Source organism: Xanthomonas campestris pv. phormiicola (assembly GCA_025666215.1).
Lineage (GTDB): Bacteria > Pseudomonadota > Gammaproteobacteria > Xanthomonadales > Xanthomonadaceae > Xanthomonas_A > Xanthomonas_A campestris_A.
The window spans coordinates 1,819,003-1,843,049 of record CP102593.1 but is presented as its reverse complement, the minus strand read 5'-3'; the positions used below and the strand labels follow the sequence as shown (position 1 = coordinate 1,843,049).

The window sequence follows — 24,047 nt, the reverse complement described above, 5'->3', positions numbered from 1 at the left end:
AGTGACTCACTCACGAGTGAGACCCGTCCCGAGTCCCGAGTCCCGAGTCCCGAGTCCCGAGTCCCGAGTCCCGAGTCCCGAGTCCCGAGTCCCGAGTCCCGAGTCCCGAGTCCCGAGTCCCGAGTCCCGAGTCCCGAGTCCCGAATCCCCAATCCCGGCCTCACTGCCCGATATGCTGCTTCAACCACCCATTGACCGTGTCGTGCCACAGGATGCTGTTCTGCGGCTTCAACACCCAGTGGTTCTCGTCCGGGAAGTACAGGAACTTGGAGGCGATGCCCTTGCGCTGCAGCGCGCTGAACGCGGCCAGGCCCTGCTCCACCGGGATGCGGAAATCCTGCTGGCCGTGGATCACCAGCATCGGCACCTTCCACTTGTCCACGTGCAGCACCGGGTTGAACTTCTCGTAGCCGGCCGGGTTCTGCCACGGCGTGCCGCCGTTCTCCCACTCGCTGAACCACAGTTCCTCGGTGGCGTAGCCCATCATGCGGTTGTCGAACACGCCGTCGTGGTCGACCAGGCACTTCCACGGCTGGTTCCAGTTGCCGGCCATCCAGTACACCATGTAGCCGCCGTAGCTGGCGCCGAGCGCGCAGGCCTTGTCGCCATCGAGGAACTTGTACTGCTGCTGTGCCGCGGCCCAGCCCTTCTGCAGGTCTTCCAGCGGGCGGTCGCCCCAGTGCTGGCTGATCGCGTCGGTGAACGCCTGGCCGTAGCCGGTGGAGCCGTGGAAATCGATCATCACCACGGCGTAGCCCTGGCCCGCGTAGGTCTGCGGATTCCAGCGGTTGCTCCAGCCGTTGCCGAAGCTGCCCTGCGGGCCGCCGTGGATCAGGAACGCGACCGGATAGGTCTTGCCCGGCTGGTAGTTGTACGGCTTGACCACGTAACCGTGCACGGTCTCGTCGTTCCAGCCCTTGAACTGGAACTGCTCGTAGTCGCCGAAGGCCACGTCCGGGAGCTGGTCGCCGGCGCTGGCGGTGATCGCGCGCGGATGCTGGCCGTCGGCAGCGGCGACGAACACCTGGTCGCCGCTCTTGAGGCTGTTGAGGGTGTAGGCCAGGGTGCTGCCGGCGAGCGTCGGCGCGCCGACGTGGCCGTCGGCGACCACGGTCGCGACCTTGCCGCTGGCGACATTCACCGCGAACAACGGGTGCTGGCCGAGGTCGTCGGCGGTGGTGTAGACGGTGGCGCCGTCGGCCGAGGGCACGATCTCGCCGGCCGAGCGGTCCCACTGCGGCGCGATCTCGCGGGTCTTGCCGCTGGCCAGGTCCATCGCCATCAGGCCGAAGCGGTCGGCCTCGAAACCGGGACGCTTCATCGCGCGGTAGTACAGGGTCTTGCCGTCGGCGGAGAACACCGGGCCGGCGTCCCAGGCCGGGTTGGCCGCGGTCAGGTTGACCGGCGCGGCCTTGCCCGCCGCGTCCAGCCGGTACAGGTCGAAGTTGGTCGACCACGGCTCCTCGCGCCCGGCCACGCGCACGCTGGCCACCAGCGACTGCCCGTCCGGCGCCCAGGTGTAGTCCTCGCTGCCGCCGAACGGCTTGGACGGAATGTCGCCGGCCAGGGTGACGCTGATCGCCGAGGCGCCGACCACCGGCTTGGCCTTGGCGTCGCCGGGCAGCGGCGCGACGAACAGGCTGTTGCGGCGGCCATCGTTCCAGGTGTCCCAGTGGCGCACGAACAACTGGTCGAACACCACGCCGCTGGCCTTGGCGTTCTTCTTCGCGTCCAGCCGCTTCTGCGTGCAACCCAGGTCCGAGCCGCAGTCCTGGAACACGCCGGCGCTGAAGGCGACGCGGTCGCCCTGCGGCGCGACGTGGTAGCTGTCCACGTCCAGCGCGAAGTCGGTGAGCTGGCGCGGCGCGCCGCCGGCCAGCGGCAGCGCGTACAGCTGCTGGCGGCCGGACTTGGCGCTGAGGAAGTACACGGTCTTGCCGTCGGCCGACAGCTCCGGCGAATTGACGTTCCAGCCGTTCGGGGTCAGTTGCTTCGGCGGCGCCGCATCGCGGGTACGCAGATTGCGCAGCCACAGTCCGGTGCTGGCCTTGTCGCTGGCCTTGTCCACCTGCCGCTTGGCGAAGATCACCGTGCCGCCGTCGGGCGTCAACAACGGCGAGGACACCCGGTCCAGCGCCACCATGTCGCGGACATCGAAACCGCGGGTCGCCGCCAGCGCAGGCAGCGCGGTCAGCAGGCACAGGGGCAGCAAGGCGTAGCGCAAGGTCATCGGGCGTCTCCGGAACACGGCAAAACGTCGATGGTAGGCGCGCGGGCGGGCGCGGTGCAAAGGCATGAAGTCATGGAGGGGCCGGGATTGGGGATTGGGGATTCGGGATTGGGGATTGGCAGGAGCGCGGCGCCGCTGTCTTTCCGTGCAGGGCTGCTGCGGCAGCGGATTGGAGGCGGTGCTGGCGTCGTACCGCAGCGGCTGTGTGCGGCCGCGACGGATGCGGCTTTATTTGTGCGCAAGCCGGCAAACACATGGAGGGGCCGGGATTGGGGATTCGGGATTGGGGATTCGCAGGAGTGCGGCGCCGCTGTCTTTCCGTGCAGGGCTGCTGCGGCAGCGGATTGGAGGCGGTGCTGGCGTCGTACCGCAGCGGCTGTGTGCGGCCGCGACCGACGCAGCTTTTTTTGCGCGCAAGCCGGCAAACAAACGCATCGCACGCCACGTGCCGCCGCCATAAAAAAACGAAGCCCGGCGCGTGGCCGGGCTTCGTGCATTGCTGGGCTGCGTGTGCGCGTGCTTACGCGGACGGCGGCGCCGTCGGTTCGCCCTTGTAGCCGGTGCGGTACAGCAGCCAGCCGACGAAGGCGAGCAGGACCAGGCCGTACCACTGATTCAGATGGAACGCTTCCGGCAGCGCCAGCACGTCGGCGTGGCCGGAGACCACGATCGGCACCGCGATGGCGATGCCCATCAGCGCTTCGCCGGTGATCAGGCCGGCGGCGAACAGCGTGCCCGGACGGTGCACACGGTCGCGGCCTTCCTCGTCGTCGGCGCGGATCCTGTGGAAGCGCTCGACCAGATGGGTGATCAGCCCGCCGAGGAAGATCGGCACCATCAGTTCCAGCGGCAGGTAGATGCCGATCGCCGCGGCCAGCACCGGCACGCGGAAACGCTTGCCGCTGCGCTTGAGCCATTCGTCCAGGGCGATGATCGCCGCACCGACGCCGGCGCCGATGGCGATCATCGTCCACGGCAGTTCGCCGCCGAACAGGCCCTTGGCCACCGACGCCATCAGCGTCGCCTGCGGCGCCGCCAGCGAGTTCGGATGCTCCGGCGTCGCCGCGCCGATGCCGTAGGCCTGGGCCAGCAGGTTCAGCACCGGCGCCATGATCAGCGCGCAGGAGAATGCGCCGATGGCCAGCATCAACTGCTGCTTCCACGGCGTGGCGCCGACCAGGTAACCGGCCTTCAGATCCTGCAGGTTGTCGCCGCCTACCGCTGCAGCGCAGCACACCACTGCGCCGATCATGATCGCGGCGACCGCGCCGATCGGCGAGTCGCGCCCGAGCAGCAGCACCAGCACCGCCGAGGCGAACAGGATGGTGGAGATGGTGATGCCCGACACCGGATTGTTCGACGAGCCGATCAGCCCGGCCAGGTAGCCGGACACCGACACGAACAGGAAGCCGGCGACGATCATGATCAAGGTCATCGGGATGCTGACGTGCCACTGGCCGACGATCGCCTGGTACAGGCCCAGCAGCGGCAGCGTGCACAGCAGCAAGGCGACCAGCATCCACTTCATCGGCAGGTCGCGGTCGGTCTCGGCCACCACCGTGCCGGCGGTGCTCTTGCGCGCGGCGGCGAAGCCGCTCCTGACCCCGGACAGCAGCGACTTGCGCAGCGAGAACAGCGTCCATACGCCGCCGATCAGCATCGCGCCCACGCCCAGGTAGCGCACCTTGGCCGCCCAGATGGCGAACGCGGCCTCGGCCGCCGGCGCGCTGGCCAGGCTCTGCGCCAGCGCCGGGTCCGAGCCCATGAAGAACTGCTGGTACAGCGGAATGGCGATGTGCCAGGACAGGATCGAGCCGGACAGCACCACGATGCCGACGTTGAGCCCGACGATATAGCCGACGCCGAGCAGTGCCGGCGACAGGTTGGTGCCGACGTAGCCGACCAGCTTGCTGCTGCCCAGGTAGGTGGCCTGCGCCCAGGTATCCGGAATCACTTTCAGGCCGCTGGCCGCGGCCAGCTTGACCAGTCCGCCGATGCTCGCCGACAGCGCCAGGATCTTCAGCCCGGGCCCGGGATTCTCGCCGGCCTTGAGCACTTCGGCCGCGGCCTTGCCCTCGGGGAACGGCAGCGGATCCTCGACGATCATCGAGCGCCGCAGCGGCACCGAGAACAGCACCCCGAGCAGGCCGCCCATGCCGGCGATGCCGAGCACCCACCAGTACTTGAAGTCCGGCCAGTAGCCCATGATCACCAGCGCCGGGATGGTGAAGATCACCCCGGCCGCGATCGACGAACCGGCCGAGGCGCCGGTCTGTACGATGTTGTTCTCCAGGATGCTGCCGCCGCCGAGCAGGCGCAGCACGCCCATCGACACCACCGCCGCCGGGATCGCGGTGGCGATGGTCAGGCCGGCGAACAGCCCCAGGTAGGCGTTGGCGGCCGACAGCACGACGGCCAGCACGATCGCCAGCACGACCGCGCGGAAGGTGAGCTGACGCGGCGCAGCAGCGTTGTTCATGGTTACCCCTGAAACGACAAAAACGTTTTCCACGCTAGCGTCTGGGGCTGGGCAAGTCCAGCATCCCGGCGCCCAGCTTGTGGCACATGCCTGGGAGGCGGGGATTTGGGATTAGGGGATTGGGGATTCGCAACTGCAGCGGCACCCCGGCGGCCGATGGTCGGCCCCTCTCCCACCGGGAGAGGGGTTGGGGTGAGGGTACGGGGCGAAGCCTCGCACTGTTTCGATCCCACGAGGCTGCGCGCGCACCCTCATCCGCCCCTGCGGGGCACCTTCCCCAGAAAAGGGGGCCATGGTCCCGATGGGAGAAGGAACCGCCTCCCGAATAACGCCACGCTGCGGCGACTCAGCCAAGCCCCGCCGGCACGCCTATACTCCGCCGCTGCCCTTCCCGCCCCAGGCCAGCCGTGTCCGCCACCGCCCTCCCCGCCCGCGACGCGCGCGACGATTTCCTCGGCCATCCCAAGGGCGTGTACGTCTGCTTCTTCACCGAGATGTGGGAGCGCTTCTCCTTCTACGGGATGAAGGCGCTGTTGCTGCTGTACCTGACCAAGTACCACCTGTTCGGCGACAAGGCCGGACTCGACCTGCTCGGCGCCTATGGCGGCCTGGTGTACTGCGTGCCGGTGATCGGCGGCCTGCTCGCCGACCGCTGGCTGGGCATGCGCAAGGCGGTGGTGTTCGGCGGCATCCTGCTGGTGCTCGGCCACGTCGGCATGGCCTTCGAAGGCCACGCCGCCACGCGGGTCGATGGCGAAATCGTACGCGACACCGCGTCGCTGGGCGTGACCTACCTGTCGCTGGCGCTGATCATCATGGGCGTGGGCTTCCTCAAGCCCAACATTTCCACCATCGTCGGCAAGCTGTATGCCCAGGACGATCCGCGCCGCGACTCCGGCTTCTCGCTGTTCTACGCCGGCATCAACCTCGGCGCGCTGTTCGCCTCGCTGGTGTGCGGCTTCCTCGGCGAAGCCTACGGCTGGCGCTACGGTTTCGGCGCGGCCGGGATCGGCATGCTGCTCGGCCTGGGCATGTTCCTGTGGGGCCAGAAATACCTGCACGGCCATGCCGAGCCGGCGCAACCGGCGCTGCTGCGCCAGCGCGTGGCCGGGTTGCCGCGCGAATGGGCGATCTATCTGGTGGCGGTGCTCGGCGTGCTGCCGGTGGCCTGGCTGATGTGGGCCGCGGCCAACGGCGCCTTCAGCCTGGGCGGCGAGATCTCGCTGGCCTTGCTGCTGATGCTGGTGGTGCTCGGCGGCGTGCTGCTGTGGTTCGCCTGGTTCACCGGCACCCGATGCACGCCGGTACAGCGCCAGCAGATGATCGCGCTGATGGTGCTGATCGCGATGGCGCTGGTGTACTTCACCCTGTACGAGCAGACCTATGGCTCCTGGGTCACCTTCACCGACCGGCTGATGACCAAGGACATCGTGCCGTCGCTGGTGATCCGCGCTGGCACGCCGCTGCCGTGGTCGATCGCTTCGTTGCTGCTGGCGCCGCTGGGCTTCGTCGCCGCGGCATCGCTGTCCGACCGCACCCCGACCTCGGCCGCGCCGCGCCTGCTGTTCGTCGCGGTCAGCGTGCTGATGCTGCTGCTCCTGGTCCGCGACTGCCTGGTGCTGCCGCAGACCGCCGGTTCGCTGACCTACCTGGGCGCGCTGTTCCTGGTACTGCTGGCGCCGCTGTTCGCCGCGCTGTGGGCATGGCTGGAACGGCGCGGCCTGGAGCCGTCCAAGCCGGCCAAGTCGGCGATGGGCCTGCTGCTGGCCGGCCTGTCGTTCGTGCCGCTGGCGCTGGCCGCGCAGCAGGTCGGCGCCAGCGGGCAGATGGCCAGCGTGTGGTGGCTGGTGCTGGCCTACCTGGTGCTGGAAGCCGGCGAGATGTGCCTGTCGCCGGTCGGCCTGTCGGCGGTGACCCAGCTCGCGGTGCCGCGCGTGGTCAGCCTGATGATGGGCACCTGGTTCCTGGCCACCGCCTTCTCCGAAGCGCTGGCCGCGCTGTTCGGCAAGCTGGCCGCGATCGACGTACCGGAAGGCGAAGCGCTGAACGTCGCCGACGCCGCCGCCAAGTACGCGCACCTGTTCTGGCTGATGCTGTGGATCGGCCTGGGCTGCGCGGTGCTGGCCTTTCTCGCCGCGCCGTTGTTGCGGCGGATGATGCACGGGGTGCGCTGAGCATCCGGCCCCATCGCCGCTACGCGTGGGGCGCGGCCCGACCGGGCGTCGGGCCGCGGGTTGGCCTTCGTGGCGTGCGAGCGCTGATGCGCGGCCGCGCACCGGCTCCGTGGGACTAGCGCGCAGGCGCAGCCTGCGCACCGCCAAGCGAGCGGCTCAGGAACGCCAGCAGCCTGGTGTAGAACTCACGGCGGTGTTCCTCTGTATAGAAACCGTGGCCCTCGGTGGGGACGTACAGCGTCTGCACCGGCACCCCGGCCTTCTTCAGCGCCGCTTCCATCTTTTTCGAATGCTGGATGGGTGCGCGCTCGTCTTCGCCGCCGGCAGCGAGGAACACCGGCACCTTGATCTTGTCGGCGAGATTGACCGGCGACACCACGGCCAGTTCGTCGCTCGATCCGACCCATTCGCGCAAAAACGTCCTGCCGGAGTCGCGCTGCTGGGTATCGCCTCTGACGTACAGCATCGGCAGATCGTAGACGCCGACATAACCGGCCGCGCAGCGGTACAGCGTCGGTTCCTTGGCCACCCCCATCAGCGACGCATAGGCACCGTAACTGGCACCGTACATGCAGATGCGTGCGGGATCGGCGATGCCCTGGGCGATCGCCCAACGCGTGGCGTCGGTCACGTCGTCCTGCATCGCACCGCCCCATTCCCCGCCGCCGGCGTACAGGAAGTCACGACCGTAATTGGAGGAGCCGCGGTAGTTGACCTGCAGCACCGCGTAACCGGCGCTGGCCAGAATCTGCGCATCCTGGTCGAACATGCCGTTGTCGAACTCGCCGAATGGGCCTCCATGCGGCATCACCACCATGGGCAGCTTGCCGGACGCAGCCGCCGCAGGCAGGGTCACGAAGCCGTGCAACGGCAGACCGTCGCGCGCCTGCAATGCGATCGGCCGCACCTCGGCCAGCTTGGCGGGCTGCAACGCGGCACGGCTGGCGAATGCGAAATCCGCCTTCTTCGCCACGGTGTCGAACAGGTAGAACTCTCCCGGATTGCGCCCGGATTGCACCTGCACCAGGTTGAGCCGGCCATCGCGGGTGCTGGAGGTCACGTACACCGCCTGCCCCGGGAACGCCGCCTCCAGCGAGCGCTGGGTCTTGGCCTCGGGCGAGGCCGGGTCGAAGAACAGGCTGCGCGGCTTGTCGGCCAACACCTCGATACCTACCGGGATCCGGGTGCCGTGGCGGTATATGACCCGGTACGGATCGGCCAGGGCATCGCGCGACACCACCTTGCGTTCGTTGCTGTCCACGTTCCAGGCCACGATCGCGTCGCTGCCCTTGTCCTGCTGGACCCGCAGATACGCGGTGCGCCCATCTTCGGAAAAGCCGATCGGCCATTCGGCGTGATGGCTGAGGTTCTGGTCGTTGAGCAGGCGCCAGTCGCCGCCCTGCGCGTCGCGGTAGAACAGCTTGCTCACTCGGTCCGCATCGGCGCCCCAGGCAAAACGCACCTTGCCTTGCTCGTCGCTGTAGAAATCGGCCCCGCGCACCTTCGGCGACCCCGTCAGCAGATGACGGCGACCGCTGTAAACGTCGAGGACTTCGGTGCGGCTGTACGGATCCTGGGTGACGCTGAACGGTCGCGCCTTGATGATGACGTTGTGGTCGTCGCCGGGCAGCGGGCCGACCCACTCCGCGATGACCTTCTCCACCTTCTTGGTCTGGATCAGCGTGCCCGGCCCATTGCCAGTGACGCGCTGACCCACCAACAGCTCCGCCGCACCGCCGTCTGCGTTGATCGCGAACAGTTCCCCAGTCCCCCACGGCTGATCCCGCTCACCCATCTTCTGCGCCATGCTGAACAGCACGCGCGTATCGTTGACCCACTCGAAATCGGAGACATGGGTATTCTTCTCCATCGAGAAACTGCCGACGATCTTGTTGTCGGAGCGGCGCATCATCGCCAGCGCGGTGCGGTCCGCCAGCGGCACGGTGGCCGCGTAATACTCGCCGGTCGGCGACAGCTTCAGCTCGCCGACCTGTTCCTTCATCAGGAACGGCCCCAGATCCACCTGCGCTTGCGCGCTTCCCATTCCCACTCCCATCCCCAGCAAACAGCACAACGCGACTGCCCCCAGTCTCCCGCTCATCCTGATCCCCCGTATCCGTGTTGGTTTGGCTTGCGCAGCGGAGTGTAATACAGCACATACGCGGTGGACGCGGCCACGCTGCCCGCGTCCGGTGCAAGACATCGGTGCCGGCGAAAACCCGACACCTGCCCCGCCAGCATCAGGCTTCCGGCCGTATCGATCAGGCCGTCGCGCACAGGACGCGGCGACCAACCGAGCACCCGCGTCGCCTTGGCCATGTCGCAGTCGCGGCAGTGGCACAGCTCCGGCGCGAGGCGCTGCAGGCCGGTGTCGAACAGCCGGTTCAGACACACGCTCAGCCCGGACGCCACACGCGTGGGCATGCGCTCGCGGCGTTGTGCAGCACGAACGCACAGCCGGCAATCGCGCGGTCCCGGCCGGCGTCGCAGCGGACATCGGCGGCGACAATCTCCAGTCGGTCGGCGGCGCTGGCGTGCAGCGCGATCGCGCCGCGAATCTCCGCTTCCCAGCGCGGATCGACCACCGCCGCACACACGCGGTAACCGTCGCGCAACAGTGCGACGACGATCCAGCGCCCCAGATAGCCGAAGCCATCGGTCGGCAGCACGCGATCCTGCTGCCGACCGCGCATCCTGGTTGCCTCCCGGCAGAGCACGGCCATGGCTAGAACGCGCGGCTGAGGCTGCCGGACACCGCCGGCTCGCGCTGCTGATCGAATTCGCGGGTGCGCCGATACTGCGCCAGCGTCGCCCGCCAACGGCCGCGCATCGGCGCTGCACCGGCCGCGAGGCGCCCACCCAGGGGCGCGGATCGATTCGCTGCCCGGACTGCCCTTGCAGCGTCAGTTCTTGCCCCATCCAATGCGCGTCGATGCCGACGAACAGATGCCATGCCCACGGCCGCGGCCCATCCGGCCGCGGCCATCGCGCTGTGCTCGCCGGCCGGGCGCAACGGATTGCGGCCGAATCGTCCGGCAAGCGCTTGCCCCGTCGCCATTCGCATCCGGCGTTGGCGTAGCGGGCGAAATTGCCGACGCCGGCGCCGGCATGGCCGCAGGCGCCGAGCAGGCGATTGTTGCTGGCGTTAGACCTCCACCGCGTAGCTGACCGAACCGGACAAGGCGCCTTGCTTGCCGCGGATCGACTGCACCACGTGGTACGCGCTGCGGCCGGTTGCTGGCCGACGCATCGTCGGCCCATAATAAAACCATACCGTACTGTTTATTATTTGAAGAGATTTTCCCTGCTGTCCAGAAAAATGTACAGTTGGGTTCACTTTAGGAGGCGCAATGAAGGTTCGAACCGAGGCCCGACGCGAAGCCATCGTCGAGGCCGCGACGAAACTGTTCCAGGAACTGGGCTACGAGCGCGCCTCGATGAACGAACTGGCGAAACGGCTGGGCGGCTCCAAGGCCACCCTGTACGGCTATTTCGCGTCCAAGGAAGACCTGTTCAGCGCCGTGGTCCGCGCCGCCGCGACCGCGCATCTGTCCGACGCGATCCGGCGCCTGCAGGCGCCCCTCGCCGGCGAGACCGACCTGCACTCGATGCTGCTGCACTTCGGCGAATGCATGCTGCAGGTGGTCAGCAACGATGCGCTCGCCATCGCGGTCTACCGCATGGTGGTGGCCGAAGCGGGCCGCTCCGAGGTCGGCCAGCTGTTCTACCAGGCCGGTCCCAGCGAATCGGTGGTGGCGGTGGCCGCGGTGCTGGAAGCGGCGATGGCGCGCGGCGAACTGGGCAGGAGCGACCCGACCATCGCCGCCCTGCATTTCCTGGCGCTGCTCACCGCGGAAGTGGAAGTGCGCATCTACCAGCGCGATCCGCCACCGCTGCCGCCCTCGGCCGTGCGCAAGATGGTGGAACGCGCGGTCGAGCTGTTCCTGCTCGGCGCCGCGCCGCGGCAGGCAGCCAGTGCCGCGGCGCATGCGCCAGGCAAATCCACGGCGCGCAAGCGCGTGCGCGCCTGAGCGCAGACCCGACCGAATCGGGAAAGAGGTCCTCCGCTGCAGCGCGGACAGCGGAGTCGCACGGGCGCGAACGTGACTGCGATTGGGCTTGCCCCGCGTCCACATGTGAGCAGTCGCCGAATACTCTCTGGACTGCACCGCGTCGTTCGGCGTGGTCCAGCCAGGCACGGCCCCCATCAGGCACGGTCCCTATATTGCGCGAACGCAACGCCCGCATGCTGCAGTCGAATGCGCGATGGTTGCACTGCAGACTTTCCATCCATTGCCACGACTGCCGCATGGACGCCTGATCCGGACGCGACACCGGTCCGCGCCAACGCAGGACGGCCCTGCGTGCACCGCCGCTACCGCTCAACCGGGCCAACGAAACGAAGAAGGCCCGCCAAAGCGGGCCCTCCTGTCGAACGGTGTGCGTACCGCATGCCGCGGAATATTCTCAGAACGGAATATCGTCGTCCGCGAAATCGTCCATCGGTGCGGACTGCGGCGGGGCCGGCTGCTGGCGGCGCGGCGCGTAGTCCTGCCCGCCGCCGCCCTGGTTCGGGCGCTCCTGGCGCGGCGGTGCCGAACGCTGCGGACGATCGCCGCCCATGCCGGCACCACCGCCGCCGCCTTCGCGACCGCCCAGCATCTGCATCTCGTCGGCGACGATGTCGGTGGAATACTTCTCCACGCCGTCCTGGCCGGTGTACTTGTCGTAGCGGATCGAGCCCTCGACGTAGACCGAGCTGCCCTTGCGCAGGTACTCGCCGGCGATCTCGCCGAGCTTGCCGAAGAACACCACGCGGTGCCACTCGGTACGCTCCTGCTGGTTGCCGTCCTTGTCCTTGCGCACGCTGGTGGTGGCCAGGCTGATGCGGGTGATCGCCATGCCGGCCTGGGTGTACTTGGTGTCGGGATCGTTGCCGAGGTTGCCGACGAGGATGACTTTGTTGATGCCGCGGGCCATGGAATTCTTCCGTTCGGGGGGTGGTGAACCCGCTCGGGCGCGGGCATGTCGGATAGGGTTGCCCGTTCGGGAACGGGCATAGACAGTGAATTATACCGGGCTGGCGGCGGATATCAGCCCGACCCCGGTTCAGGCGTAGGACTTGCCCGCACCGGGGGGCCTATAATCCCTGCATTCCTCCTAGTCCGACCGCATGAGCCTCGCCGAAGACCTCCGCCCCGCCCTGGGGCTGCCTCAGATCCAGGCGCTGGCCGCGCCCGACATGAGCGCCGCCGATGCCCTGATCCGCCGCCGTCTGGCGTCGGACGTGGTGCTGATCAACCAGATCGCCGAGCACATCGTCTCCGCCGGCGGCAAGCGCCTGCGGCCGATGCTGGTGATGCTGGCCGGGCGCGCCTGCGGCGGCGGCGGGCCGATGCACCACCAGCTGGCGGTGATCGTCGAGTTCATCCACACCTCGACCCTGCTGCACGACGACGTGGTCGACGAATCGGACCTGCGCCGCGGCCGCAGTACCGCCAACGCGCTGTGGGGTAACGCGCCCAGCGTCCTGGTCGGCGACTTCCTGTACTCGCGCAGCTTCCAGCTGATGGTCGAACTGGACAGCATGCAGGTGATGCGGCTGCTCGCCGACACCACCAACCGCATCGCCGAGGGCGAAGTGCTGCAGCTGCTGCACGTGCACAACCCGGATACCGACGAGGCCGCCTACCTGCGCGTGATCGAGCGCAAGACCGCGGTGCTGTTCGCCGCCGGCACCCGGCTCGGGGCGATGGCCTCGGGCGCGTCCGAAGAGGTGCAGCAGCGCCTGTACGACTACGGCATGCACCTGGGCTATGCGTTCCAGATCGCCGACGACGTGCTCGACTACACCGCCGATGCCACCGACCTGGGCAAGAACCTGGGCGACGACCTGGCCGAAGGCAAGGCCACCCTGCCGCTGATCCACGCGATGGCGCACGCCGACGACGCCACCCGCCAGCGCCTGCGCCATATCGTCGAACAAGGCGATGCCGACGCGATGCCGGAAGTGCTGGCGGCGATCCAGGCCAGCGGCGGGCTCGACTACAGCCGGCGCCGCGCCGCCGAATACGCCGCCGCCGCCGAACGCGCGCTGGACGGCCTGCCGGAAAGCGAGGCGGTGGCCGCGCTGCGCGGATTGGCGCGTTACGCGGTGGAACGCAGGCATTGATCCGGCGCGCTGCGCGCGCCGGACGGGATTGGGGATTGGGGATTGGGGATTCGCAGAAGCGGCGATGCGGCTTCTGCGAATCCCCATGGTTCTGAAACGCTTGCTCCGCAGTCGAACTTAAGCGCTGATCCGACGCGCGCGCGTGCCCTGACAGGGTTGGGATTCGTAAAGCGCAGACCTGCCGCTTTTGCGAATCCCGAATCCCTAATCCCATCGCTCATCAAAGAAATCGTGCAGCATGCGATAGGCACGCTTGGCCGCGCGCGGATTGTATTGGCAGCCCGGCGGGCTGTTGGCGTCGGCCTCGGCGAAGCAATGCACCGCGCCGCTGAAGTTGACGAACTGCCAGTCGGCGCCGGCGCCGTTCATTTCCTGCTCGAAGGCGGCGATGTCGTCGCGGCTCACGCTCTTGTCGTCGGCGCCGTTGAGCACCAGCAGCGGCGTCTTGGCGCTGCCTGCGGCGGCCGGCGACGGCGTGGCCAGGCCGCCGTGCAGGCTGACCACGCCCGCCAGCGGCGCACCGGCGCGGACCAGTTCCAGCACCGTGGTGCCGCCGAAGCAGAAGCCGACCGCGCCGATCCGCGAGGCGTCCAGCGGCGCCTTGCCGGCCTGCGCCTTCAGCACCTCGACCGCCTTCGATGCACGCGCGCGCAGCGTCGCCGGATCCTTCTTCAGCGCACCGGCGAACTGCCCGGCCTCGGCATCGTTGGCCGGACGCTTGCCCTTGCCGTAGACGTCGGCCAGCAGCACCACGTAATCGTCGCCGGCGAGCTGCTTGGCCTTTTCGATCGCCGACGCGTTGACCCCGCGCCAGTTCGGCACCATCACCAGGCCCGGGCGCTTGTCGTTGTCTTCATCGTCGTAGACCAGCACGCCGCTGAAGCTGTCCTTGCCGACCTTCCATTCCACCGGCTTGGCCTGCATCGCGGCCAGCGCCGGCAACGGCAGCGCCAGGGCCAGCAGGCCGATCCACCGCATCGAACGAGTGCGCATCGCCTCTCTCCCATCGGAACCAGCCGGCAGTCTAAGCGCAGCGGCGGTCATGCGGCGTGCGCGCCAGCTCAATGCGCAAAGCCCCCAGATCAGGCGATGCCCAGCCCCGGGATCGCGCTGATCGCCTCCGGATCGAACCCGGCCAGTTCGGCGAAATGGCGGCCGCGCGCGACGTAGTCGCGGTAGGCGCCGAAGCTGGGCGCGCCCGGCGACAGCAGCACCACGCCGCCGCCCTCGCCCTCGCCCAGCGCTTCGCGCGCCAGCGCCACGGCGGCCGGCAGATCCGCGGCCGCGTGCAGGCCGAAGCCGCCGGCGGCGGCCAGCGGCGCCAGCAGCGCGTGGATGCGCGGACCGTTGCCGCCCATGGTGACGATCTCCAGCGGCGCGCCGTGAGCCATCGCCATGGCGAAGTCCTGCCAGTCCAGGCCACGATCGTGACCGCCGACCAGCAGCGCGATGCGGCGCCCGCGGAAGCACTCCAGCGCCGCCAGCGTGGCGTGCGGCGTGGTGCTGATCGAATCGTTGACGTAGGCCACGCCGTCGCGCTCGCCCAAGGTCTGCAGCCGGTTCGGCAGCGGACGGAACTGCGCTGCGGCCGGCGCCAGCGCCGCCGCGTCCAGGCCCAGCGCCTCGATCGCGGCCAGCACCGCGCACAGGTTGCCGCGGTTGTGCCGGCCCGGCAGCGGCGCCCGCGCGCTGTCGAACACCGCCACGTCGCCGCGATGCACGACATCGCCGCGCATGTGCCAGCCGTCTTCGCGATTGAACCAGCGCACCTCGCTGCCGGGCAGCGACAAGGCCGCCAGCTGCGGATCGGCGGCGTTGAGCAGCGCGGTGCGCGGCCGCGCCCGGGTCACCAGCGCCAGTTTGTCCTCGACATAACGCGCCTGGCTGCCATGCCAGTCCAGATGTTCGGGGAACAGGTTCAGCACCAGCGCCAGCTGCGGCCGCGCACCGCTGCGCGCCACGTCGCCGGTCTGGTAACTGGACAGTTCGATCGCCCAGTAGTCGGGCGGCTGCGGCGGCGCCAGCACTTCCAGCAGCGGCAGGCCGATGTTGCCGACCAGCCCGGTGCGGTGGCCGCCGGCGCGCAGCAGGTGCGCCAGCAATGCGGTGCTGGTGCTCTTGCCCTTGGTGCCGGTGATGCAGACGCTGCCCGGCACCACGCCGTCGGCGTCCGCACGTTCGGCGAACCACAGCGCGGTACCGCCGATGAAGCGCGTGCCTTGCGCCGCCGCGGCCTGCGCCTCGGGCCGGTACGGGCTGATCCCCGGCGACTTGATCACCACATCGAACGCGGCCAGGCGCTCGGCACTGGCCTCGGTTTCCACCTGCAGCGCGGGATCCCCGAGCGCCGACAGCGAAGCCGCTTCGTCAACCGAACAGAACACCGTCAGCGGCAGCGCCGCCGCCGAGTCCCGAGTCCCGAGTCCCGAGTCCCGCTCGCCGCGCAACGCGCGATACGCCGCCCTGCCCTCGCGGCCCCAGCCCCATAGCGCGACGCGCAGACCGTCAAGCTGCGAAATTCGCACGCACGCGTTCCCACAGCTCGGCCGGAATGCGGTGCTGCGTGTCCAGCGCCAGCAGCGGCTCCACGCGCAGGTCGCCGGCCTCCAGCTGCGGCTGGATCTCGCGGATGAAGCGCGCCACCAGCGCGTCCTCCTTCCATTCCGCGCGCGATGCCAGCGTGGCCATCGCCGCGCGCGATTCGCGGCCCTCGCCGACGCATTCGAACGGCTTGTGGTCCTGGAATTCCAGCAACGCATCGAAGCCCGGCGCCTGCGCCGCATCGTCGAGCAGGTTGCGGCCGAAGATCCGCACCAGCCGCGTCTTGGGCATGAACGGGGCCAGCGCCAGGAACACGAAATGGCACTTCGGGCACACCCCGCACCAGCGGTGCGCCGGGCGCTCGCCGAGGATGTGGAAATTGCGGTTGCAACTGGAGAAATGCGCGTCGTAATGGTCGTTCCTGGCGAACTGGCGCGCCACCGCCAGCTCCGACAGCGGGCGCAGCAGCGAGTAGTAGCGCAGGTCCGCGGCCACGTAACGCTGCACGTGCGCGCCGAACGCCTGCTCGAACGCCCAGCCCTTGGACCACTGATGATTGACCTCGCCGGTGCCGGCGATCTGGCTGCCGTAGCTGGCCGAATGCTCGTTGGAGAACACCACCTGGCCGGCGTCGTGCAGCAGCGCGGCGAACACCAGGATCGCCGAGTTCACCGCGGTCACCGGGATATGCCCGTTCCACGCGCCCTGCCGGTTCAGTTCGAACAGCTCCGGCGCCAGCGCGCGGCCGATGTTCAAGGTCGGCAGCGCAGTGCGCTCGGCGCAGGCGCGGATCAGCTGCGAGCCGCCGATCCAGGCCACGGTCTGCTCCACCCCGGCCGCGCGCAAGGCCTCGATGCTGACCAACGAATCCTTGCCACCGCCGATCGCGACCAGCGCGTGCGCGCGCAGGCCCAGCGCCGCGGCGCCCTGCTCGTCCACCGCCGTCGCCGGGAAGCGGATCCGCTCGCGCAGGTCCAGCCCGTTGCGGTAGGCGAACTCGCCCAGGCCGTGCAGGTACACGCTGTCCAGCAGCGCCGCGGTCCCGGCGTCGAGCGCGTAGTCGTCGATTTCGATCCGCGGCGGCACCGCGGCCTTGTAGTAGCTGACCCCGGCGATCAGGTGCAACAGGCGCAGCGCGCGCTTCACCGCCTGCGTGCGTGCCGCATCCAGCGCGAACGGCGCGCCGGGCACGGTGATCGTCTCCACCAGCTCCGGGCCCCGGTCGAAGGCATAGACCAGGCGCGCGACGCCGCTGTCGGCGTCGAACCCGCAGCGCACGAAGCGGAAGGTGGTGATCTGCTGTTTGTCGAAAACGGTCATGGCATATCCGGAAGCGGGCGGCGCGGCATGCGCGCCGAAGCGCGGCGGGCCGCTTGCACTGCGCGCGGCGGCGCAAGAAGGCGCGTCTCAGGCGGCAGGCGCATCGATCACGTCCTCCCGCGGCAGTTCGCGCTGGTTGTAGGTGCTGGCCATCGCGTAGCCGTAGGCGCCGGCGTCGGCGATCAGCATCACGTCGTCCGCCGCGGTGGCCGCCGGCAGGCGGCGGCGCTTGCCGAACACGTCGCTGGATTCGCAGATCGGCCCGACCACATCGAACACCGCATCGGCGTCGCGCTCGAGCCGGCTCAGGTTGGTCACGTCGTGCCAGGCGTCGTACAGCGCCGGGCGGATCAGCGCGTTCATGCCCGCATCCAGGCCGACCCGGCGGATGCCGTCCTTCTCGATCACCTGGGTGGCGCGGCTCAGCAGCACGCCGCATTCGGCGACCAGATAGCGGCCCGGCTCGATCGCCAGGCGGAACGCCGGGTGCACCGACTTGACCTCGGCCAGGCCCTGCGCCCAGGCGTCCAGATCGAACGGCTCGTCGTCGGCGCTGTAGGCGATCGGCAGGCCGCCGCCGATGTCGATGACCTCCACGCTGCCGATGCGGCGCGCGAAGCCGGCCAGTTCGTCGCACATGCGCCGCCAGTGCTGCGCCGTCTCCACGCCGCTGCCCAGGTGCGCATGCACGCCGACGATGCGGATGTCCAGCGTGCGCGCGGCCTCGACGAATTCGTCCACCCGCGTCGCCGACAGGCCGAACTTGGACGCCTTGCCGCCGGTGTTGACCTTCTCGTGGTGGCCGTCGCCATGGCCCAGGTCGATGCGCAGCCACAGGCTGCGGCCGCGGAACAGCTCCGGCCAGCGCTGCAGCAGCTCGACGTTGTCGACGGTGACGGTCACGCCCAGCGCGAACGCGGCTTCGTACTCGGCCTTGGGCGCGAAGCTGGGAGTGAACAGCACGCGCCGCGGCGACAGCTCCGGCAAGGTGTCGAACACCCGGCGCAGTTCGCCGTGCGACACGCATTCCAGGCCGAAATCCTCGGCGACCAGCGCCTCGAGAATCGCCGGGTGCGAATTGGCCTTGATCGCATAGTAGCGCTGGTCGATCGGCGCGATCGCCTTGAGCGCGCGGGCGCGCGCGCGCAGCGTCGGCAGGTGGTAGACATAGCGCGGCGTGCCGGCGTCGGCCAGGCGCAGCAGGCGCTCGCGCTGCGCATGCCACCACGGCGTCGGCCGCGCACGCACGCTGCCGGTGATCTCGCGCCAGCGCGGGCCGAACACCTCGGTCTCCTCCACCGGCATCGCGCCGCTGTCGATCAGTTCGGCGTGCAGGATCGGCAGCAGGCCGTCGGCATCGGCCTCGTCGATGACGAAGGTCAGGTTCAGGTCGTTGGACGACTGCGAGATCATGTGCACGCGCTCCTTGCCGAACGTGGCCCACACGTCCGAGAGCTTGTGCAGCAGCGAGCGCATGCCGCGCCCGACCAGGGTGATCGCCGCGCACGGCACGATGATCTTGACCCGGCAGATCTCCGCCAGGTCGGCCGACAGCGCCGCCAGCACGTCGGTGTTGACCAGGTTCTCGCTCGGGTCCAGCGACACGGTGACGTTGGTCTCGGCCGAACCGATCAGGTCCACCGACAGGCCGTGCTTGGCGAAGCGCGCGAACACGTCGGCCAGGAAGCCGACCTGCTGCCACATGCCGATGCCTTCCATCGACACCAGCACGATGCCGTTGCGGCGGCTGATCGCCTTGACCCCGGGCACGGTGCGCGCGTTGCCGTCGATGCTGGTGCCGGGCAGCTCGGGGCGCTCGGTGTCCAGGATCGCCATCGGCACGCCGCCGTCGCGGCACGGCTTGATCGAGCGCGGATGCAGCACCTTGGCGCCGGTGGTGGCGATTTCCTGCGCCTCGTAATAATCCAGCCGGGTCAGCAGGCGCGCATCGGGCACTTCGCGCGGATTGGCGCTGAACATGCCCGGCACGTCGGTCCAGATCTCCACCCGTCTGGCACCGAGCAGCGCGCCGAAGTAAGCCGCCGAGGTGTCCGAACCGCCACGACCGAGGATCGCGGTGCCGCCGTCCTGGTGCCGCGAAATGAAGCCCTGGGTGATCAGCATCCGCGCCGGCTGGGCGACGAAACGTTCGCGCCAGGCGCTGTCGGACTGCCACTGGCACGACACCGACAGGCGCTTGGACCACTCGCTCTGGTTCGGCTGCGGCGGCAGCGCGTGCAGCCACTGGCGCGCGTCCATCCAGCCGACATCCAGGCCGCTGGCGCGCAGGTAGGCCGCGCCCAGCGTCGAGGACAGCAACTCGCCCTGGCCCAGCACCTCGGCCTGCCAGTCCAGCGTGCGGCTGGCCGCGCGCGGGTCATCGAGCAATCCGCGCAGCGCCGCCAGACGCTCGCCGAGCACGCTGTCCGCGTCCAGTTCCAGTTCGCCCAGGAAGTCGCGGTGGCGCTGCTCCAGCGCGGCCACGCGCTGCGCGCTGTCGGCGCTGCCGTCGGCGATCGCGGTCAGCTCGTTGGTCACCCCCGACAGCGCCGACACCACCACCAGCACCCGCGCGCCGGTCTCGTCGGCGCGTTTTTTCGCCAGCTTCCCGATCGTGTCCCAGCGATGACGACGCGACACCGAGGTGCCGCCGAACTTGAGGACGATCCAACGATCGACGTGGGGGGAAGAGGACATTGCGTTGTGGGGTCTGGTGGAGGGAAAGAGGCCCGGAACGCCGGGCGGAACCTGCGATTCTATGCCAAGCACAGCGCTCCTGGCGCTTGCCGGCCAAGCCCGCCACGCGCCGGCCCCGCATCGCGCACGCGTCGCGATTGCTAAGCTGCGCCCCCGCCTTCGAGTGCCCCGCCATGACCACGCGCCGTTTCCTGCAACTGGATGTGTTCTCCCCGCGCCCCGGCGCCGGCAACCCGCTGGCCGTGGTGCTGGACGCGCAGGGGCTGGACGCCGCCGCCATGCAGGCGATCGCGCGCTGGACGCGGCTGCCGGAGACCACCTTCGTGTTCCCGGCCACGCAGCCGGGCGCCAGCTACGGCATCCGCATGTTCAGTCCACAGAAAGAAGTCCCGTTCGCCGGCCATCCCAGCGTCGGCACTGCGCATGCGGTGCTGGAGGCCGGCATCGCCGCGCCCGAGGACGGCGTGCTGGTGCAGGAGGGCATCGCCGGACTGCTGCCGCTGCGCGTGGACGTGGATGCCGGCGTGCGCAGCATCGCGATCCGCACCCCGCGCGCGCAGGTGGCGGAAATCGCCGACGCCGCCGATCCGCGCCTGGCCGCCGCGCTGGCCGGCTGGACGCTGGGCGCGCAGCCGCCGGTGCGCATGGACGGCGGCCGCTGCTGGTGGCTGGTCGACATCGCCGACGAGGCCGCGCTGCGCGGCCTGGCGCCGGACTGGGAGGCGATCGCCGCGCTGGCCGAAAGCACCGCCAGCATGGGCGTGTTCGCCTATGCGCGGGCCATCGGCCAGGCCTACGACCTGGCGGTGCGCGCGTTCGTCGGCAACGGCCGCCGCTTCGAGGACGCGGCCTCGGGCGCGGCCAACGCGGTGCTCGCGGCGTGGCTGGACCATCGCGCCGCCCTGCCCGGCCGCGACGGCCGCTACGTGGCCAGCCAGGGCCGCGAGGTCGGCCACGATGCCTTGCTGACCCTGAGCGTGGACAGCGCCGGCGAGGTCTGGTCCGGCGGCCAGGTGCAGACGGTGATCGACGGATCCATCGACTGGCGCTGAGCTGCGGACCAAGCGCAGGTCGGTCTCGGCAGCGACAGGCGCCCTTGGTAGTCATTGACCGGCCGCGGCCGTCAAGGCGGCCACGGCCGGTTGTCGCGGACGCCTCACCCGAGGCGCCCAGTGCAGATCAGTCGGGCAGCACGTCCACTCGGACGCGGATGCGGTCGCCCGGCGGCTGCGCGCTGCGGGTGTGGTAATAGCGGCCGCCGTACTCGTAGGTCACGTCGTAGCCGTCCACCCGGTCGTAGCTGTCGTTGCGGTAGGCGACCGGTTCGCAGACGCTGACCGAGCCGGTCCGCACCGTGGTCCGCGCATTGCTGTCGTAGATCGAGCGCCCGGCCAGGCCGCCGACCATGGTGCCGACCGCGGTGCCGACGAAGCGCCCGCTGCCGCCGCCGACGCGGCTGCCCAGCAGCGCACCGGCGATGCCGCCGACCACCGTGGCCGCGCTGCGTCCGCCATCGGTGCCGCGGTAGCCGTCGCTGCCGTTGTAGTAGCCGCCGCCGTAGCCGTTCTCCACATATCCGCCGGAGGCCGGACGTTCGTAGCAGCGCTCGGTGGTCTCGCGCGGGCCGCGCACGTGCACCAGGATCGGATCGGCGCGGACCACACGCGCGTACTCGTAGCTGCCGCTGCTCGGGTAGCCGCGGTCGCGATAGTCGTCGTAGCGGCCGTAGTCCTGCGCAGCGGCGGAACCGACCACGCCCACGGCGAGCGCGGCGGTCAGAAGACGGGTCGAGAGCTTGTTCATGTCGAAGGTTCCAGGCGCGTGGATCGCGCAACCGCATGCTCGGTCCGCGCCGGTGAAACAAGACTGAATTGGGACCGCTCGGCGGAGACTGTTTAGCGCGGCGACAGCTGTTGCCGGAGGTGGTCGGACATCCGGCCCGGCAGGCGACGCAGCTGAAACCGCTCCCAACGCACTGCGCAAAAAAAGCCGCGCCTGCCACTGGTGCAGGCGCGGCTCGATGGGTGTTGCGCCGCGAGCCTGGCGACACGCGCCAGGCGGCGCGCTCAGCCCAGCTCCGCTTCCAGGCTGATCGGCACCGCGCTCAGTGCCTTGGACACCGGACAGTTCTGCTTGGCGTCGTCGGCCAGCGCGCGGAACTGCGCGGCCTCGATGTTCGGGACCACGGCCTTGACCTTGAGCCGGATCTGCGACAGCTGCGGACCGCCTTCCATCGACAGGTCGACCTCGGCGCGCGTGTCCAGCGCGGTCGGCGGGAAACCCGCCTCGCTGAGCTTGGCCGACAGCGCCATGGTGAAGCAGCCGGCATGCGCGGCGGCGATCAGCTCTTCCGGGTTGGTGCCCTTCTCGTCGCCGAAGCGGCTGCTGAAGGCATAGCGGGTGTTTTCCAGCAATCCGCTCTGCGGCGTGCTCAGCTGGCCCTTGCCATTCTTGAGATCGCCTTCCCAGTGCGCGGTGGCGTGACGCGAAATGCCCATGCGGTACTCCTGCAGTGGTAGTGAATGAGGCAGGCACGATAGAGCAGCGGGCGTTACGGCCTTGTGCGGTGCAGCGTCGGTCGCCGGCGATGCGCATATCCAGGCACTGGTGGCGTTGTGAAGTGGAGTGCATCGATCCTGCGCAGGCGCCGGCGATCGTCCGAGCGCAGGCGCCGCCGGTCGCCCAGCCTGGCGAACACGTCGACAGCCCAAGCCTGGGCGGCAAGCTCGGCATGCGCCACGTCCTGTCGGCATCAACGGCAGGCTGGTGGCGCACCCCTGCGCCTCCACGGCAACGACTGCGCCCGCTACGGATCGTGCGCGCCCAGTCGCGCGCATCGGAAGCGGATGGCGACGCGGCGAGCGAGATCGCTGTCCGCCGGACCAGCCCGGACAAGCGCCCCGCGCACGGGATTCCAGCAAGGCGAATGGCGGCGGCGCGGCGGTGGCGACGTGCCCGTTCGCGGCTCGGCATGAACGCTTCAACGCAGCATCGAGCGCCGGCGCGCTGCCGTTTTCCCTGTCCACATCCGCCCTTGCGGCGCAAAAAGACGCGGCGCGGGGCGTTTTCCGCGTCTTTTTGCGGTTTGCCTATTGGCGCGGCGTAGCACATGCCCTACATTTCGCCATGCCGACGGGGTCGGCGCGACCCAACCACCATTCGTTTACGGAATCAGGACATCATGGCAAAGACCGCGAAAAAGGCTGCCCCGAAAAAGGCAGCGAAGAAAGTAGCCACCAAGACCGCCGCCAAGCCGGCCGCTCCCAAGCCGATCAAGGAAGCGCTGAGCAAGTCCGCGCTGGTCGCCCACATCGTCGAAGCCAGCGGCGTCGTCGCCAAGGACGTGCGCGCGGTGATGGCCTCGCTCGAGCACGCCGTGGCCGGCTCGGTCAGCAAGAAGGGCGCCGGTTCGTTCACCCTGCCGGGCCTGCTCAAGATCACCGCCGTCAGCGTGCCGGCCAAGCCGAAGCGCAAGGGCATCAACCCGTTCACCAAGGAAGAGCAGTGGTTCGCCGCCAAGCCGGCCACCACCAAGCTGAAGGTGCGCCCGCTGAAGAAGCTCAAGGACGCCGCGCTCTGAGCAGCGTCGCCTGATCCAGGCAAGCACACCTGACGAGACGGCCTGCGCCGTCTCGTTTTTTTTGCGCGTTCGCCGCCGCCCGCAGCGGGATTGACGGCCCGCTAAGGCGACGCCGGCTATACCGGCGCTTCAACTCGAAAGGAACGCGTGCATGAAGCTACAGGGCTTTCTCGACCAACTGCTGCAATCGGCGCAGGGCGCCGCCGGCCAGGCCATGGCCAAGACCGGCACGTCCGCCTCCACCGGATCGCCCGCCAGGAGTGGCGGCCTCGGCGGCATGCTCAACGCCGACTTCGGCAAGGGCGCCCTGAGCGGCGGCGCGCTCGGCCTGCTGCTGGGCAAGAACCGCACCACGCGCAAGCTGGCGACCTATGGCGGCCTGGCCGCGCTCGGGGTGATGGCCTACCGCGCCTACGGCGACTACAAGCGCCAGCAACTCGGTGCCGCCGCGCCGGAGGAACCGCGGACCCTGGACCGATTGCCGCCGCTGGAAGTGGAACAGCACAGCCAGGCGATCCTGCGCGCGCTGGTCGCCGCGGCCAAGGCCGACGGCCATCTCGACACCCGCGAACGCGAACTGATCGAAGGCGAGTTCACCCGCCTGCATGGCGACGAGGAAGTGCAGCGCTGGCTGCATGCGGAGCTGGAGAAGCCGCTGGATCCGGCCGACGTGGCGAAGGCCGCGACGACGCCGGAAATCGCCTCGGAGATGTATCTGGCCAGCCTGCTCGCCGCCGACGAGCAGAGCTTCATGGAACGCAGCTACCTGGACGAGCTGGCGCGCCAGCTCGGCATCGACGAGGCGCTGAAGCAGCAGTTGCAGAAGCAGGCCGGCACGCAGACGGGCTGAGGCA

The 24,047-nt window shown here is 69.4% G+C and carries 19 protein-coding genes and 1 pseudogene; 6 read left to right on the top strand and 14 right to left on the bottom strand.

Annotation, left to right across the window (positions count from 1 at the left end; all coding sequences use genetic code 11):
- Positions 1–160: 160 nt before the first annotated feature.
- Entirely contained in the window at positions 161–2,230 is a 2,070-nt protein-coding gene (locus tag NRY95_07555) for a S9 family peptidase (GenBank protein ID UYC17798.1), read from the bottom strand.
- Between the two features lie 520 nt (positions 2,231–2,750).
- Positions 2,751–4,709, bottom strand: coding sequence for an oligopeptide transporter, OPT family (locus NRY95_07550; GenBank protein ID UYC17797.1), 1,959 nt, complete (start codon positions 4,707–4,709; stop codon positions 2,751–2,753).
- A 407-nt stretch (positions 4,710–5,116) separates the two neighbouring features.
- Here NRY95_07550 and NRY95_07545 point away from each other — a divergent pair, with 407 nt between their 5' ends.
- A complete protein-coding gene (locus NRY95_07545) occupies positions 5,117–6,883 on the top strand; it encodes an oligopeptide:H+ symporter (GenBank protein ID UYC17796.1) in 1,767 nt (588 codons plus the stop codon).
- Between the two features lie 115 nt (positions 6,884–6,998).
- On the opposite strand, the gene NRY95_07540 is transcribed toward NRY95_07545, so the two are convergent.
- The 5 genes and pseudogenes from NRY95_07540 to NRY95_07520 form a co-directional block, all read right to left on the bottom strand.
- Positions 6,999–8,927, bottom strand: a complete 1,929-nt coding sequence (locus NRY95_07540; protein ID UYC17795.1) for a S9 family peptidase — start codon at positions 8,925–8,927, stop codon at positions 6,999–7,001.
- 53 nt (positions 8,928–8,980) lie between these two features.
- Entirely contained in the window at positions 8,981–9,307 is a 327-nt protein-coding gene (locus NRY95_07535; GenBank protein UYC18681.1) for a hypothetical protein, read from the bottom strand.
- On the bottom strand, positions 9,280–9,606 hold the full coding sequence (locus NRY95_07530) for a hypothetical protein (protein UYC17794.1): 327 nt from the start codon (positions 9,604–9,606) through the stop codon (positions 9,280–9,282). The genes NRY95_07535 and NRY95_07530 overlap by 28 nt, the downstream gene beginning before the upstream one ends.
- Before the next feature lie 2 nt (positions 9,607–9,608).
- Positions 9,609–9,941: a lipid A deacylase LpxR family protein gene (locus tag NRY95_07525; protein ID UYC17793.1), complete on the bottom strand. Its 333-nt coding sequence runs from the start codon at positions 9,939–9,941 to the stop codon at positions 9,609–9,611.
- Positions 9,942–9,973: 32 nt separating this feature from the next.
- Positions 9,974–10,106 (bottom strand): annotated as a pseudogene (locus tag NRY95_07520) (hypothetical protein).
- A gap of 127 nt (positions 10,107–10,233) precedes the next feature.
- Here NRY95_07520 and NRY95_07515 point away from each other — a divergent pair.
- A complete protein-coding gene (locus NRY95_07515; GenBank protein UYC17792.1) occupies positions 10,234–10,914 on the top strand; it encodes a TetR/AcrR family transcriptional regulator in 681 nt (226 codons plus the stop codon).
- 436 nt (positions 10,915–11,350) lie between these two features.
- Here NRY95_07515 and NRY95_07510 read toward each other — a convergent pair whose 3' ends face one another.
- Entirely contained in the window at positions 11,351–11,863 is a 513-nt protein-coding gene (locus NRY95_07510; protein ID UYC17791.1) for a single-stranded DNA-binding protein, read from the bottom strand.
- Positions 11,864–12,056: 193 nt separating this feature from the next.
- Between NRY95_07510 and NRY95_07505 the strand changes: the two genes are divergently transcribed.
- Positions 12,057–13,055: a polyprenyl synthetase family protein gene (locus NRY95_07505; GenBank protein ID UYC17790.1), complete on the top strand. Its 999-nt coding sequence runs from the start codon at positions 12,057–12,059 to the stop codon at positions 13,053–13,055.
- A gap of 204 nt (positions 13,056–13,259) precedes the next feature.
- On the opposite strand, the gene NRY95_07500 is transcribed toward NRY95_07505, so the two are convergent.
- The 4 genes from NRY95_07500 to NRY95_07485 all read right to left on the bottom strand — a co-directional run bounded on the left by NRY95_07500 (position 13,260) and on the right by NRY95_07485 (position 19,613).
- On the bottom strand, positions 13,260–14,048 hold the full coding sequence (locus NRY95_07500; GenBank protein ID UYC17789.1) for a dienelactone hydrolase family protein: 789 nt from the start codon (positions 14,046–14,048) through the stop codon (positions 13,260–13,262).
- 89 nt (positions 14,049–14,137) lie between these two features.
- Positions 14,138–15,580 carry a UDP-N-acetylmuramoyl-L-alanine--D-glutamate ligase gene (murD, locus tag NRY95_07495; protein UYC17788.1) on the bottom strand — a complete coding sequence of 481 codons (1,443 nt, stop codon included), beginning with the start codon at positions 15,578–15,580 and terminating at the stop codon, positions 14,138–14,140.
- Positions 15,561–16,916: an endonuclease domain-containing protein gene (locus NRY95_07490; GenBank protein UYC17787.1), complete on the bottom strand. Its 1,356-nt coding sequence runs from the start codon at positions 16,914–16,916 to the stop codon at positions 15,561–15,563. The genes murD and NRY95_07490 overlap by 20 nt, the downstream gene beginning before the upstream one ends.
- A gap of 87 nt (positions 16,917–17,003) precedes the next feature.
- A complete protein-coding gene (locus tag NRY95_07485) occupies positions 17,004–19,613 on the bottom strand; it encodes a bifunctional aspartate kinase/diaminopimelate decarboxylase (protein ID UYC17786.1) in 2,610 nt (869 codons plus the stop codon).
- 173 nt (positions 19,614–19,786) lie between these two features.
- Between NRY95_07485 and NRY95_07480 the strand changes: the two genes are divergently transcribed.
- Entirely contained in the window at positions 19,787–20,665 is an 879-nt protein-coding gene (locus NRY95_07480) for a PhzF family phenazine biosynthesis protein (protein UYC17785.1), read from the top strand.
- A gap of 127 nt (positions 20,666–20,792) precedes the next feature.
- Here NRY95_07480 and NRY95_07475 read toward each other — a convergent pair whose 3' ends face one another.
- Positions 20,793–21,416, bottom strand: a complete 624-nt coding sequence (locus tag NRY95_07475; protein ID UYC17784.1) for a glycine zipper 2TM domain-containing protein — start codon at positions 21,414–21,416, stop codon at positions 20,793–20,795.
- 263 nt (positions 21,417–21,679) lie between these two features.
- Positions 21,680–22,111, bottom strand: coding sequence for an OsmC family protein (locus NRY95_07470; protein ID UYC17783.1), 432 nt, complete (start codon positions 22,109–22,111; stop codon positions 21,680–21,682).
- 683 nt (positions 22,112–22,794) lie between these two features.
- Here NRY95_07470 and NRY95_07465 point away from each other — a divergent pair.
- Together NRY95_07465 and NRY95_07460 are read left to right on the top strand one after the other, a co-directional pair.
- Positions 22,795–23,193, top strand: a complete 399-nt coding sequence (locus NRY95_07465) for an HU family DNA-binding protein (protein UYC17782.1) — start codon at positions 22,795–22,797, stop codon at positions 23,191–23,193.
- Between the two features lie 151 nt (positions 23,194–23,344).
- Positions 23,345–24,043 carry a tellurite resistance TerB family protein gene (locus NRY95_07460; protein UYC17781.1) on the top strand — a complete coding sequence of 233 codons (699 nt, stop codon included), beginning with the start codon at positions 23,345–23,347 and terminating at the stop codon, positions 24,041–24,043.
- Positions 24,044–24,047: the final 4 nt, after the last annotated feature.